A 12,900-nucleotide genomic window follows, 5' to 3' on the forward strand; every position below is an offset into this window, starting at 1 on the left:
CTGCCCAGGCCCCTTGGGGTTCGCTTGGCTGAAGTGTCTGACCGGCCACGAGCTCGTCATGTGAGCATCATGCCGGGACCCGTCGCGCCCGTCCCTGTATTTCAAGATCCGGAGCATGGGCGGAACGGCCTACCTGACTTGGGACCGCCGGTCGAGCGTCCGCTCAGGTCGACGACGGTGTCGAGGGAGATGGGAGCTGCGCCCTCCGGAGCCGTATGGGCTGACAGCAACACCAGAGGATGAGGCCGGAGGTCCAAGTCCTCCCGGGCCCACCACCTCAAACGCCCCCACCGGGGTATCTGGTGAGGGCTTTCGCGTGCAACGCGGAAGCAAGCGGGATCCGGCTCTGGCCGCTCAGTGGTAGTAGCAGATGAGGTCGCGGTTCGAGTTCACGCAGGTGCGCAGCCAGGATTCGATCTGGCGGATGGCATCGAGCGCCCCGTACTCGGTGACCATGTCGGCGTCCATGCCTTCGAACTTCGCCAGGATCGCGGGCATCTCGGCCCGTCCGAGGTGGCCGATATTGGGGAAGCCGCCGGTGGGCGGCAGCCGGACCGGGGAGCCGCCGAAGATCAGGTCCAAGGGGTCGAAGTCGACGCCGGCCGCCTTCAGCTCGCTCGCGACCGTCTCGAACCAGCCGAACCGCATCCCCGACCAGCCGTTGTTGGAGAGGAAGTCGGTGTCCGCCCGGGCCGCCAGGAAGATCTTGAGGCAGTAGGCGTAGATGAACCCGACGCGGTCGTCGTACTCCTCGCCCATCACCATGTGCCTGAGCGCGGTCTGCGCGGACGTGACGTCCGCGCCGCCCTGGCCCACGTCGTCGCGGAGCCCGTCGTAGTCTTCGAGGTCGCGCGCCCAGCCGGAGAGCAGCGTCTTCAGGAGCTTCTCACTCCTGGAACCGATCATCGAGGTGACGCCGTCCAGGTTCACGGCGTAAGGCATGATCGCGTAACTCATGGACGTTCGACGGGCCCTGGCGCCACACCGTTCCCGTGAAGGCGGCGGAGCATGCGGGCGTCGCCGAAGCCGACGGTACAGACGTTGACGAGGGTGCCGTCCGCCGCGTGGTGGTCGCGCAGGCAGCGGAACGATCCGGTCATGAGCCTTGGGTACCGCGGCGGAGGTAGTCCAGGAGGCGCTCGGCCTGATCGGCGTCGGTGGCGGCGAGCGCGATGCCGTGCGCGGCGGAGATCAGGTCGGCGACGTCGATCGTCGCGGTGGTGCGGGCGAGCAGGGCGGACGCGGTGGAGATCATGGCGTCGTGCCAGCGGTCGAACAGCTCCGAGCGTTCGCCGTTGCGATCGTCCGGGATGGCCATGAGCAGTTCGCGCTTGCCGGCGACATGCTCGACGAAGGCCCGCAGCCAGGTGAAGAGGGCGTCCCCGGGGGACTCCGCGCTGAGGAGGGCGCGGCCGTCCGCGCAGAGCCGTTCCACTTCGTCCGCGTACACCGCGATGATCATGTCACGGCGGGTCGGGAAGTGCCGGTACATGGTGGCGTTCCCCACCCCGGCGCGGCGGGCGATCTCGTCGAGGGGGGCGCCCGCGCCGCGTTCCTCGAACAGTTCCCGGGCCATCGCCAGCAGCCGCTCGTGGTTGCGCCGCGCGTCCGCTCTGCGCGGGGGGTCGGGGCGCAGCGCGCCCTGCTGCCAGGGGGCGGCACCGGACGGCATGACACTCCTCGTTGACGGTGAATTCCCAGATCAGGGTACTGCCCGCCGGATGCTCGCGGTCCCGGTGCGGCCAGGGGCGGACGGAACGAGCGGATTTATGTTTCGTCCGGGGAAGCGGGTGATAGCGGGGAAGCCTTTCGCGGTTCGCGCGTCGCGGGACCGTTCCCGGCATGTGAGGCTGGGGATATCGCTGCGGACAACGGACGGGGCAGTGCGGCCCGCACCTGTGGAGCGAGTTATCCACAGGTTGTGGACGAAGTCTGTGAGTACGCCTCTTCTAGCAGGTCAGCCGGGGTAAAGGTGGTTGAGCTGCGGACAAGGCACCGGGGATGAACGGTGGATCGCGGCGGGACCCGGCCGTGCACACCTGTGGACCGGCATCGTCCACAGGGTCGCGGTCCACATCGCCGGGCCCGCCGTGAAACGGATCCCCACCGCCGCCCGTCTGTTAGGGAGCGGCGGAGAGCGGACGAACATCGCACTCCGCTCGAAGATCACCCGAACGGACGGAGGAGAGCGGTGAGCGAAGAGCTCGACCAGGTGTTCGGCCGGCTGGTGAGGCGCAGCTGGCAGCGGTTCGACGAGCAGAAGCAGACGCGCGAGATCGACGACCTGCTGGTCGGCGCGGTGATCGTCGCGATGGTGGCCGAGGGCAACTCCCTCATCGACCTGAACTCCGACGGCAACCACCACCATCTGCGGTTCGAGCGTCCACAGGACAAGCAGCGCGTCATGTTCCGGCTCACGCACATGACCGGCAACGTCACCGCGGCCAAGACGCTCGGGCACTACGCCTCGGTGCAGATGGGCTACGGCGAGCGCGTGGAGGACACCCGCACCGTATGGCAGGCGCTCAAGTCGGAGGTCAAGAGCGGCTTCCTGGACGTCGGCGAGCCCGGCGTGATGACGGTGGACGCCGACCTGATCGCCGGCTACGTGTACGTGCAGGTGGAGTTGCTGCTCGACCTGGAACCCTACTTCGCCGACAACTACACCGTCCGCTACCCCGTGCTGCAGCAGCATTTGTCGGCCGTCCGCCAGGCGCTGGCCAAGTACCTGCACGGGCGGCTGGCCGCGAACGCCCGCGCCTGACCCACGACCACTACTTCTTCAGGAGGTCTCGATGCTGTCGATGCTGTCGAAGTTCAAGAACAACGCCGAGGCGCGGGAGAGCAAGGACGAGGTCCTGATCGGCGAGATGGTGTTCGCCATGGCGCACCTGGGATGCCCCGCCATCGGCTTCCACGCCGGGACCGATATGCAGTACGTGAGGTTCAAGCCGGTCAAGGACGACGTGCTCTACAGCATGACGATCGTCCTGGACCGCAAGACCGGTGACAGCGCCTTGCAGCAGGCCGTCATCGGGAGCAAGGCCACGCTGCAGTTCGTGGGCGAGGTGAAGAACCACCTCGCCGACCCCGACGACCTGGTGGCGATGTTCAAGACCGACATGGCCAACCTGTTCCGCAACCCGTGGCTGGGCGACATCAAGCTTGACCACCAGCTCAACTCGGTCACCGCGACCAAGAAGCAGATCATCGACATCGACAGGTTCCTCGGCGCCGACCCGACCAGCCGGGAGCAGCTCAGCGGGATGCTGCACGGGACGATGCTCGAACTGCGAGAGCAGCTCGTCCCTTACAAGAAGTGAGACCGGGTGGTGTTTCAAAGTCCCGGCCTACGGGCTCGCCTGGCGGCTCGCTCTTGACCGGGCCTGGGCGAACGCGACATCGCTTCGCGATCTGGCCGGTGACGCTCGCCTGCGGTTCCTGCCCGGTGTCGCCCGCCCGAATGGTCGGGCGGGCGAGATCGGCCTCACGCCCGGGAACGCGTCGTCCCCTGAGTGGACGAAACACGTCCGGTGATCGTGGGGTGTCGGGACGGCTGTCGTAGGCGGCCGCTAGATTGCGCGTCATGCCGACTGAATCCCCTTTCGCCGAACTTCCCGACGGGCTTCCTCCGGGTGCGCTGGTCGAGCCCGACCCCGACTACTTCGACGACGAGACGTTGGCCGGCCGCGACGTCCTGTGGGTGTCGGACAAGCACCTCACGGACGCGGCGGACCACTGGCGGCGGCTGTACGAGCGCCGCGTCGAGACAGGGCTCTACCCGCTGCTGCTCGACACGCTGGACGAGTCCGGCCGGCCGTGGCATGCCGGTGAGTTCAGCCCCACGCCCGTGGGCACCATCGACGTGCTGTCGGCCGGCGGGGTCCTGCGCCGTTTCTGGAACGGGTTGATCGAGGAGGATGCCTCGGGCCTCCTGTCCGGTGCCTGGCCGGGCCTGGCGGAGCCGGGCGAGGGCGGGCGGGATCCCGAAACAGTGGCGGGCTCGATCGCGGAGGCGGTCGAGGATTCCGGTGATCGGCTGCTCGGCCTGGTCCCGGCCGATCGCGGCGCGGACACCCTGACGGTGGTCGGGTGGGACGGACCGGTCAACCACACCGGCTGCACGGAGGAACTGTCGGCGGTCGTGCGCTCCTGGGAGGAGCGCTTCGGAGCACGGGTGATCGCGGTCGGCTTCGCCACGCTCGACCTGTCCGTCGCGGCGCCGCCGGCGACGTTCGACCATGCGCTGAAGGTGGCCGCTGAGCACTACGCGTTCTGCCCGGACATCCTCGCGATGGGCGAGGAGGGCACGTTGGAGGAGTACGCCGAGTCCCTCGTAGACGCCCCGCGATGGTCGTTCTGGTGGGACTGATGACACTTGTCCACAGCCTGTGGACAAGTGTGGGTCAGGTGGAGGTGGGCCTTCCCCGACTGTGAAGTCTCACCCGCTGGGTTGTCGGCGGGCCGGCGATGGTCGTTGAGCTTGGCAAGCTATTCAAATTTGACTAGCTCGCGGCGCGAGCCTACTCTCGGAGGATGGGCGAGACGACAACCCCGATCTTTCCGTGCCGTTCGATCGACCGGACCTGGGAGTTCTACGAGGCGCTCGGCTTCGAACTACAGCTCAGGCAGACCCGTCCCAACCACTTCATTGCCGTGGCCCGTGGCGACCTGGCATTGCAGTTCTACGGCTGGAAGCAGCACGACCCGGCGGCCTCCATGCACATGTGCTACGTGGGCACCGCCGACGTGGACGCGCTGCACGAGGCGTTCCGCGCGGGCCTCAAGGCGCACTTCGGGCGCATACCGAGTCGCGGCCTGCCCCGGCTCGGCCCGCTGAAGGACATGTCGTACGGCGTGCGGCAGTTCCTCATGACCGACCCCGACGGCATCCAGCTGCGAGTGGGGCAGCCGATATCCGACAACTTCGAGCACATCGATCCACCCAAGGAGAAGGTGGCCAGGGCACTGCACACGGCGGAGCTCCTAGCTGACTCCAAGGAAGACCCCCAGGCGGCGGTCAAAGTCCTGGACCACCTGCTGCGCATGGACGACCCCGCGCCGACCTCGGCGCAACGCCTCACGGCACTGGTGATGCGCACGGACATGGCCGTTCGCATGGACGACCTGCCGCGTGCACGGGCTTGCCTGGCAGAGGCACGAAACCTCGACCTCACCCAGGACGAACGCGCCGCCGTGCAAGACAACCTCGCGCGCCTGGCCGAGTTGGAGGAGACGGTAGCCGCCCCCTGAGTCGTCATACGGTGTCGGCGCCGAACGCGGCTTTGAGTTCGCTTTTCAGCGCCGTGCTTGAGGTGACGTAGTACCGGGCGTCGATGCGCATGAGGACGTCCCCCTCCGGCCTGGTCAGCTTGATGCGCACCTCGGTCGGGCCTGGGTGGGCCAGGAGGATCTCCTTGAGGCGGGAGACGAGCGGGAGGGTGACCCGCATTTCCGCGAACGTGAGGGTGAGCGGTCCGGTGCCGGACGAGGCCGCGAGGTCGGGGACCTCCATGTCCATGACCATCAGCCGGGGGACGTCCTCGCGCTTGTCCAACCGCCCCTTCACCAGCACGATGCGGTCCTCGGTGAGCTGCGGACCGGCCAGCGCGTAGGCGGACGGGAAGAACAGGCAGTCGATCGTCCCGCCGAGGTCCTCGACCGTGGCGATCGCCCACGGCTTGCCCTGCTTGGTCATCTTCCGCTGCAGCCCGGAGATGATCCCGCCCGCGGTGACGACCGCACCGTCCGGGAGGCGCTCGTCGCCGACCAGGGCGGCGATGGAGTGGTCGGTCCGGGCTTGCAGCGCGCTCTCCAGGCCGAGCAGCGGATGGTCGGAGACGTACAACCCGAGCATGTCGCGCTCCTGGGCGAGACGCTGGGGCTTGTCCCATTCGTCCGTGGAGAATTCCAGACCCAGGTTGAACGCCGGTTCGCCGTCGGCCACCTCGGGTCCGGCGAGGTCGAAGAGGTCGTGCTGGCCGTACGCGCGGCTCCGCTTCACCCCGATCACCGCGTCGACGGCCTGCTCGTGCTGCTCGGCCAGCCCCTTGCGGGTGTGGCCGAGCGAGTCGTACGCGCCCGCCTTGATCAGCGACTCGACGGTGCGCTTGTTGCAGACGACGGCCTCCACCTTGTCCAGGAAATCCGGGAACGAACCGAACCGTCCCCGCTCCGCGCGGGTGGCCAGGATCGACTCGACCACGTTGGTGCCGACGTTGCGGACGGCGGCCAGCCCGAAGCGGATCTGGCCGTAGTCCCGCGGGGTGAAATCGGCGTCGGACTCGTTGACATCGGGCGGCAGGACGCGGATGCCCATCCGGCGGCACTCGCCGAGATAGACCGCCATCTTGTCCTTGTCGTCCTTGACGCTGGTGAGTAGAGCCGCCATGTACTCGGCCGGGTGGTTGGCCTTGAGGTAGGCCGTCCAATAGGAGACGAGCGCGTACGCCGCCGCGTGCGCCTTGTTGTAGGCGTAGCCCGCGAACGGCACCATCACGTCCCACACCGCCTGGATGGCCTCATCGGAGTAGCCGCGCTCCCTGCACCCCTTCTGGAACGGGATGAACTCCTTCTCGAGGATTTCCTTCTTCTTCTTGCCCATGGCACGACGCAGTAGGTCGGCCTGCCCCAGCGTGTAGCCGGCGAGCTTCTGAGCCGCGCGCTGCACCTGCTCTTGGTAGACCACGAGCCCGTACGTCTCACCCAGGACGTCGCTTAGCGGTTCCTCCAACTCGGGGTGGATCGGGGTCACCTCCTGCTGGCCGTTCTTACGCAGGGCGTAGTTCGTGTGCGAGTTCATCCCCATCGGCCCCGGCCGGTAGAGGGCGGTCACGGCGGTGATGTCGGCGAAGGTGTCCGGCCGCATCATCCGCAGCAGCGACCGCATCGCCGCGCCGTCGAACTGGAACACGCCCAGCGTGTCCCCGCGCGCGAACAGCTCGTACGTCGGCCTGTCCTCGAGGGGAAGGTCCAGCAGGTTCAGGTCGACACCCCGGTGGCGGCGGATCGCCTTCACCGCGTCGTCCATGATGGTCAGATTGCGGAGCCCCAGGAAATCCATCTTCAGCAGCCCCAGCGACTCGCACGTCGGATAGTCGAACTGCGTGATGACCACCCCGTCCTGCGGCCGCATGAACACCGGCACATGGTCGGTCAGCGACTCTGCCGACATGATCACACCGGCCGCGTGCACCCCGGTCTGCCGGATCAGCCCCTCCAGCCCGCGCGCCGTGTCGATCACCTCGCGGACCTCGGCGTCGCCCTCGTACAGCGCGCGGACCTCCACCGCCTCCGCGTACCGTGGATGCGTGGAATCGGAAATGCCCGACAGCGGGATGCCCTTGCCGCCCACCTCCACGGGCATCGCCTTGGTGATCCGGTCCCCGAGCGCGTACGGATGCCCCAGCACGCGGCACGCGTCCTTCACCGCGGCCTTGGCCTTGATGACGCCGAACGTCACGATCTGCGAGACCTTGTCCGACCCCCATTTGCCGGTGACGTACCGGATGACCTCGCCGCGCCGCCGTTCGTCGAAATCCACGTCGATGTCGGGCATCGAGACGCGCTCGGGATTGAGGAACCGCTCGAAGATGAGGCCGTGCGGGAGCGGGTCCAGGTCGGTGATGCCCAGCGCGTACGCCACCAGCGAGCCGGCCGCCGAACCGCGTCCCGGCCCCACCGCGATCCCGTTCTCCTTGGCCCACACGATGAAGTCCGCGACGACGAGAAAGTACGACGGGAAACCCATCTTGGCGATGACGCCGATCTCGAACTCGGCGCGCTCCCGGTACTCGTCGCCGTACCCGCCCGGAAACCGCCGCTCCAGCCCCCGCCACACCTCGCGGCGGAACCAGCTCTCCTCCGTCTCCCCCGCCGGGACGGGGAAACGCGGCATCAGATCCTTCCGGTCGAACATGCCCGCCGTGTCGACCCGCTGCGCGATGAGCGCGGTGTTCCGGCACCCGGACTGCCACGCCTCCGACGAATCGATCGCGTACATCTGCTCCGGCGACTTCAGGAAATAACCCGTCCCCTCGAACTGGAACGCCGGCTCGTCCAGCCGCGAACCCGTCTGCACGCACAGCAGCGCCGAGTGTGCCGTCGACTCGTGCTCGTAGGTGTAATGCGAGTCGTTGGTGACGACGAACGGCGCGCCGAGCCGCGCCGCCACCCGCTCCAGACCCGCGCGCGCCCGCCGGTCGATGTCGATCCCGTGGTCCATCAGTTCGACGAAGAAATCGTCCGCGCCGAAGATGTCCTGGAACTCGCCGGCCGCCCGCAGCGCCTCGTCGTCCTGGCCGAGACGGATGCGCGTCGCCACCTCGCCCGAGGGGCATCCGGTCGTCGCCATCAGCCCGTCCGCGTACTGCGCGAGCAGCTCCCGGTCCATGCGCGGCTTCCGAAAATATCCCTCCAGCGCCGCCCGCGACTGGAGCCGGAAAAGGTTGTGCAACCCGGTCGCGTTGTACGCCCAGATGGTCATGTGCGTGTACGCCCCGGCGCCGGAAACGTCGTCGCCCTTCTGCGCCGGGGTGCCCCACCGCACGGGCTTCTGCGTCCGACGGTCCGCCGGCGCGAGGTAAGCCTCGATCCCCAGCACGGGCGTGACGCCCGCGGCGACGGCCTGCCCGTAGAACTCGTACAGTCCGTGCAGGTTCCCGTGGTCGGTCATGGCGAGCGAATCCATGCCGAGGTCGCCGACCGCCTGGAACAGATCCTTGAGCCGCGCGGCCCCGTCCAGCATGGAGTACTCGGTGTGCACATGCAGGTGTGCGAACTCCCTGCCTTTCACGCTTTGCACCTCCGGTGGCTCGCTAGCCGGACTGATCGGTGGAACGGACGCTGGTGACCATGGCCTGGAGGCCGAGCATCACCTCGTCCGCGGACGGCGCGTTCTCCGGATCGACCAGCCATTGGAGCGAGAGGCCTGCGATCAGGGCCGAATACACGGACCCGACCGCCCGCGCCGTCCGCTCCCCGTCGGAACCGGCACCGTACGGTTCCCCTCCGTGCGCTTCCGCACCGTGCGGCAGCGCCCCGTGTGGTTCCGCCCCGTGTGGTTCCGTGCCGTCCGGCTCGACCTTGCGCGGCTGCACCCCCTGTGGCGCCGCCCCTTGGGGCGCCGCCCCCTGTGGTGCGGCCCACTGTGGGTTCGCCGTGGGGGGTCTTGTGCCTTGTAGTTGCCTACCCAGTGGGACGCGTGAACGTTCGTAGGCGGCGGCGAGTTGCTCGCGCACCCGGGGGAGCCGTTCCGCCTGCGCGAAAGCCTCAACGGCCGCGACGATCATCGCGCGCTCGGTGGTGAACGACTCGATCACCTCGTCCCACAGGCGCGCCAGCCGCTCCCGGGCGGCGTCGGGCGCGGCGGTCTCGCCCGACGGGGCGGCGGCCGGGGCGGAGACGATCTTGTCGCCCCAGGAGTCGACGGTCTCCATCAGGGCGGCCGTCAGGAGCTCCTCCTTGGAGCCGTAGTGGTAGTTGATGGACGCGATGTTGGCCTCGGCGGCCGCGGCGAGGTCGCGCGAGGTGGTGCGGGCGTAGCCCTGCTCCTGCACGAGGCGCCGGGCCGCGGCCATCAGGCGTTCACGTTGTCCCATGGCGCCCGACCCTACCGCAGATTCAAGCATACGTTTAAAACGCTTGTTTAATTGCTGGACCCTTGACCGGACAGGTTCGTCTGCCTAGCGTGTGGGCGGGCAGACAGACCTGTCTGTCTGAACGGGGAGGAGGCGGCCTGATCCATGAGAATCGTTGTGATCGGTGCGAGCGGCGTCATCGGCTCGGCGGTCGCGGACGCGCTGGAGAAGGACCACGAGGTGGTGCGGGCGTCGCGGCGCGGGCAGGTGCGCGTGGACATGAACGACACCGCCTCGGTCGACGCGCTCTTCCAGTCCGTCCCGGACGTGGACGCGGTCGTGTGCTGTGCCGCGAACGCCCCGCTCACGCCTCTGGACGCGGGCGTGGACGCCGAGGACGTCGTGCGGCCGAAGCTGTTCGGGCAGGTTCACCTCGTCCGGGAGGCGGCCCGGCATGTGCGTGACGGCGGCTCCGTCACGCTCACGAGCGGCGCGTTCGACCGTCCGATGGCCGGTGGCGCGTTCGGTGCGATGGTCAACGCGGGGCTGGAGGCGTTCGTCGCAGGTGCGGCGCTTGAGATGCCGCGCGGGCTGCGCCTGAACACGGTCAGCCCGGGCTGGGTGGCGGAGACGCTGGAGACCCTGGGGATGGACGCTTCCGAGGGCACTCCGGTCAGCGAGGTGGCCGGCGCCTACGTCGTCGCTGTGGAAGGGGACGACCGCGGCAAGACGTTCCGGCCGTCCAGATGACGGGTGGTGAGGCCAAGAGTGGAGCACGTGAACCGGCCCGCGACCGCATCCTTCGGACGGCGACCGACCTCTTCTACACGTACGGCATCCGCGGTGTCGGGATCGACCGGATCATCGCCGAGTCGGGCGTGGCCAAGGCGACGCTGTACGCGCATTTCCGCTCCAAAGACGAGTTGGTGCTGGCCTACCTCCGGCGGGCGGACGCGAAGTGGCGCCGGATGCTGCGCGATGCCGCGGCGGCGGCCGGCGACGATCCACGGGACCAGCTGGTCGGCATGTTCGACGCCATCGGCGGGGACGGCGGTTTCCGTGGCTGCGCGTTCATCAACTCGGCGAGCGAGTCGCTGCCGGGGACGCCGGTGCGCGCGGCGACAGTCGAGCACAAGCGCCTCGTCCGGGAATGGGTGCGCGAACTGGCCGCGAAGGCCGGAGCGGCCGATCCCGCGCTCCTCGCCCGCCAGCTCACCGTCCTTCTGGACGGCGCGATGTCGGCCGCCTCGATCGAGCCCGTCCCCGATGTCGTCCCGGCCGCCCGCACAAGCGCCCGCGCCTTGGTCGCCCAGTCCTGCGGCGGGCGATGATTCGCCCTTCCCGCCATCGTTCCGAGCTGCGATTCGGCGCGCACCCCGATGAGCGCGACCCGCTGGCGGGGACCCGGCGAGACGCCCGCGCCGCACAGTGCGCGGAAGACCGCCGATGTCCACGTCGCGAAGTACGTCCGGTGCCGCTCGGTCGACGCGCGTGGACTTCCGGTGACGTCTTGGCCGTGTGTCGGCGGCGGTGCTCGCCTGCATCACCTGTCCCTCAGCGGTTCTCCCTGCGTGCGTCCGATTTGCCGGTGTGTCGGCTGGAGTTCGGGCAAGGCCTGCCGTGAAGGTGTTTCCCACAGGTGGCTCGGCTGTTGACGCGTCTGGGGACGAGCGGTGGGCAACGACGATCCACCGTTTCCCAAGGCTGTGGAGCGAGAGTGTCCACAGGCTGTGAACGGTCTGTGGGCACTGTGTCGCTCAGCGTGTCATTGGTGCTGGTCAGCGCGTTCTCCACGGGGTGGATAACCGGCGTTGAGGGATGGGGACGGGCGGTGGACAACGGCGGTGCGGCATGACCCACACCTTGTGGGACGTCATTATCCACAGGCTGTGGACTATGAGGGAAAACGTTCGGCGGCGTGTTGCGTCCACAGCGTGGTGCACGTGCAGCCGCGGTGACCCCGAAAGGGCCGCCTTCCTGGGGATTCCGCTGTGGAATCATGCTCCGATCATGCCTCCGAGCAGGGACTCCGGCAGGTGTGCGAAGTTGCCCCCAGCCTGTGGATAACCTCGGCTCAGCGGCGGGTCGCGGCCGCCAGGAAGATCGGGACGGCGACCAGCGCCCGTCCGGCCCGGGCCCGGTCCCGCTGCTCGGCGAGCCAGGCGGCGGCGTCCGCGTCCGTGATCGCGTTCTCCGTGCGGCCGGCCTCCAGGGCGGTGGTCAGCAGCGGCAGCGCCGTCTCGTCAGTGAACACGGCGACTCCGGCCTCCACGGTCACGTCGCCGAACCCGCCGTCCAGGAGGAGGCGGCGTTGGGCGCGGGCGGCGCGGGGCGAGGCGGTCCGGTCGGCACTGGCCTGGACGAGGGTCCGGGTGAGCGCGGGCCGATCGGAGTCGAGCATGATGCCGTCCCAGTCCTGGCCTACCAGCACCGCGCGCCCGCCCGGCGCCAGCACGCGCCGCGCCTCGGCGATGGCCCGTTCCGGCTCGGGCAGGTCGTGCAGCACTCTTTCGGCCCGGTAACCGGTGAGCTCGCCGTCGCCGAACGGGAGCGCGCAGGCGTCGCCGACCCGAAACGCGTCCGCCTGCCCGGGATGGCGCCGCCGCGCCGCCGCGATCATCTGCTCGCTGAGGTCGACACCGATGGCCTGGACGCCGCGGTCGGCCAGTTCCGCGACGGCGCGTCCGGATCCGCACCCCACGTCCGCCACGACCTGTGTCCCGGGCGTGCGGAGCAGATCGTACGAGCGGGTGCGGAGCGCCGTGGCGTCGGGCCGGGCGTCGGCCAGATCGAGCCGGTGGATCAGCTCGTCGAAGGTAGAAGTGGACATGCCGGAGATGCTGCGACTTAATGTCGACATGAAGTCAAGTGCCGGGATGAGCATCGGTGCGGCCGCCGCCCGCTTCGGCCTGGCGGCGCACGTCCTGCGGCATTGGGAGGCGGTGGGGTTGCTCGCGCCGGCGCGGGCGGCCGGCGACCGGCGCCGGTACGGCACCGCCGACCTGCACCGGATCGCGATCATCGTCCGGGCCAAGGAGGCGGGGCTCGGGCTGGACGACATCCGCGGCATGTTCACCGCGGCGGATCCGGCCGAGCGCCGTGCCGTGCTGCGCGAGCGGCGGGCCGAGTTGCGCCGCCGGATCGCCGCGGCGCGCGCGTCCCTGGAGATCGTCGAATGCGCGCTGGACTGCGACCGCGAGGACTTCATCCGATGCGCCCATTTCCAGTCCGCGATCGCCGAACGAGCGGGTCTGCCCGCGCCACGCCCGGACTCGCCGATCCCCGGCGCGGGCGCGCCCGCGGCCCTAACGTGAGTGCCCGG

At 69.0% G+C, this 12,900-nt stretch carries 13 protein-coding genes; 7 read left to right on the forward strand and 6 right to left on the reverse strand.

What is annotated here, in order from left to right; translation table 11 throughout:
- Positions 1-354: 354 nt before the first annotated feature.
- From ABD340_RS34780 to ABD340_RS34790, 3 genes are read right to left on the reverse strand one after another with little or no spacing between them, the layout of a single operon-like run.
- Positions 355-942, reverse strand: coding sequence for a DUF7691 family protein (locus ABD340_RS34780; protein ID WP_344594835.1), 588 nt, complete (start codon positions 940-942; stop codon positions 355-357).
- Positions 943-953: 11 nt separating this feature from the next.
- Positions 954-1,100 (reverse strand): hypothetical protein, encoded by a 147-nt coding sequence (locus tag ABD340_RS34785; protein ID WP_344594836.1) that lies wholly within the window; start codon positions 1,098-1,100, stop codon positions 954-956.
- On the reverse strand, positions 1,097-1,672 hold the full coding sequence (locus tag ABD340_RS34790) for a TetR/AcrR family transcriptional regulator (RefSeq protein ID WP_344594837.1): 576 nt from the start codon (positions 1,670-1,672) through the stop codon (positions 1,097-1,099). Before ABD340_RS34790 ends, ABD340_RS34785 begins: the two co-directional genes overlap by 4 nt.
- A gap of 519 nt (positions 1,673-2,191) precedes the next feature.
- On the opposite strand from ABD340_RS34790, the gene ABD340_RS34795 reads away from it, so the two are divergent.
- The 4 genes from ABD340_RS34795 (at position 2,192) to ABD340_RS34810 (ending at position 5,253) form a co-directional block, all read left to right on the forward strand.
- A complete protein-coding gene (locus ABD340_RS34795) occupies positions 2,192-2,764 on the forward strand; it encodes a hypothetical protein (protein ID WP_344594838.1) in 573 nt (190 codons plus the stop codon).
- 31 nt (positions 2,765-2,795) lie between these two features.
- The gene (locus tag ABD340_RS34800; RefSeq protein WP_344594840.1) at positions 2,796-3,323 is read left to right on the forward strand and encodes a hypothetical protein; all 528 of its coding nucleotides are present in this window, start codon (positions 2,796-2,798) and stop codon (positions 3,321-3,323) included.
- Between the two features lie 263 nt (positions 3,324-3,586).
- Complete coding sequence (locus ABD340_RS34805) at positions 3,587-4,372, forward strand: DUF4253 domain-containing protein (RefSeq protein WP_344594841.1); 786 nt, start codon at positions 3,587-3,589, stop codon at positions 4,370-4,372.
- Between the two features lie 164 nt (positions 4,373-4,536).
- The gene (locus tag ABD340_RS34810) at positions 4,537-5,253 is read left to right on the forward strand and encodes a bleomycin resistance protein (protein ID WP_344594843.1); all 717 of its coding nucleotides are present in this window, start codon (positions 4,537-4,539) and stop codon (positions 5,251-5,253) included.
- Positions 5,254-5,257: 4 nt separating this feature from the next.
- Here the strand turns inward: ABD340_RS34810 and dnaE are convergent, their stop codons facing one another.
- Both dnaE and ABD340_RS34820 read right to left on the reverse strand, forming a co-directional pair.
- Positions 5,258-8,794, reverse strand: a complete 3,537-nt coding sequence (dnaE, locus tag ABD340_RS34815; RefSeq protein ID WP_344594845.1) for a DNA polymerase III subunit alpha — start codon at positions 8,792-8,794, stop codon at positions 5,258-5,260.
- 22 nt (positions 8,795-8,816) lie between these two features.
- The gene (locus tag ABD340_RS34820) at positions 8,817-9,599 is read right to left on the reverse strand and encodes a TetR/AcrR family transcriptional regulator (protein ID WP_344594846.1); all 783 of its coding nucleotides are present in this window, start codon (positions 9,597-9,599) and stop codon (positions 8,817-8,819) included.
- A gap of 144 nt (positions 9,600-9,743) precedes the next feature.
- Here ABD340_RS34820 and ABD340_RS34825 point away from each other — a divergent pair, with 144 nt between their 5' ends.
- Both ABD340_RS34825 and ABD340_RS34830 read left to right on the forward strand, forming a co-directional pair.
- Complete coding sequence (locus tag ABD340_RS34825; RefSeq protein WP_344594848.1) at positions 9,744-10,328, forward strand: short chain dehydrogenase; 585 nt, start codon at positions 9,744-9,746, stop codon at positions 10,326-10,328.
- A complete protein-coding gene (locus ABD340_RS34830; protein WP_344594849.1) occupies positions 10,325-10,909 on the forward strand; it encodes a TetR/AcrR family transcriptional regulator in 585 nt (194 codons plus the stop codon). The genes ABD340_RS34825 and ABD340_RS34830 overlap by 4 nt, the downstream gene beginning before the upstream one ends.
- A gap of 743 nt (positions 10,910-11,652) precedes the next feature.
- On the opposite strand, the gene ABD340_RS34835 is transcribed toward ABD340_RS34830, so the two are convergent.
- Positions 11,653-12,408 (reverse strand): methyltransferase domain-containing protein, encoded by a 756-nt coding sequence (locus ABD340_RS34835; protein WP_344594851.1) that lies wholly within the window; start codon positions 12,406-12,408, stop codon positions 11,653-11,655.
- Positions 12,409-12,454: 46 nt separating this feature from the next.
- Between ABD340_RS34835 and ABD340_RS34840 the strand changes: the two genes are divergently transcribed.
- Positions 12,455-12,892, forward strand: a complete 438-nt coding sequence (locus tag ABD340_RS34840) for a MerR family transcriptional regulator (protein ID WP_344594852.1) — start codon at positions 12,455-12,457, stop codon at positions 12,890-12,892.
- The last annotated feature ends 8 nt before the right edge of the window (positions 12,893-12,900 follow it).

The organism is Actinomadura vinacea (assembly GCF_039532545.1).
Classification (GTDB): domain Bacteria; phylum Actinomycetota; class Actinomycetes; order Streptosporangiales; family Streptosporangiaceae; genus Spirillospora; species Spirillospora vinacea.

Excerpts from the sequence above, each read along its gene's own strand:
- ABD340_RS34780 (WP_344594835.1), bottom strand. The coding sequence starts at position 942 with ATGCCTTACGCCGTGAACCTGGACGGCGTCACCTCGATGATCGGTTCC.
- ABD340_RS34785 (WP_344594836.1), bottom strand. The coding sequence starts at position 1,100 with ATGACCGGATCGTTCCGCTGCCTGCGCGACCACCACGCGGCGGACGGC.
- ABD340_RS34790 (WP_344594837.1), bottom strand. The coding sequence starts at position 1,672 with ATGCCGTCCGGTGCCGCCCCCTGGCAGCAGGGCGCGCTGCGCCCCGAC.
- ABD340_RS34800 (WP_344594840.1), top strand. The coding sequence starts at position 2,796 with ATGCTGTCGATGCTGTCGAAGTTCAAGAACAACGCCGAGGCGCGGGAG.
- ABD340_RS34805 (WP_344594841.1), top strand. The coding sequence starts at position 3,587 with ATGCCGACTGAATCCCCTTTCGCCGAACTTCCCGACGGGCTTCCTCCG.
- ABD340_RS34810 (WP_344594843.1), top strand. The coding sequence starts at position 4,537 with ATGGGCGAGACGACAACCCCGATCTTTCCGTGCCGTTCGATCGACCGG.
- ABD340_RS34820 (WP_344594846.1), bottom strand. The coding sequence starts at position 9,599 with ATGGGACAACGTGAACGCCTGATGGCCGCGGCCCGGCGCCTCGTGCAG.
- ABD340_RS34825 (WP_344594848.1), top strand. The coding sequence starts at position 9,744 with ATGAGAATCGTTGTGATCGGTGCGAGCGGCGTCATCGGCTCGGCGGTC.
- ABD340_RS34830 (WP_344594849.1), top strand. The coding sequence starts at position 10,325 with ATGACGGGTGGTGAGGCCAAGAGTGGAGCACGTGAACCGGCCCGCGAC.
- ABD340_RS34835 (WP_344594851.1), bottom strand. The coding sequence starts at position 12,408 with ATGTCCACTTCTACCTTCGACGAGCTGATCCACCGGCTCGATCTGGCC.
- ABD340_RS34840 (WP_344594852.1), top strand. The coding sequence starts at position 12,455 with ATGAGCATCGGTGCGGCCGCCGCCCGCTTCGGCCTGGCGGCGCACGTC.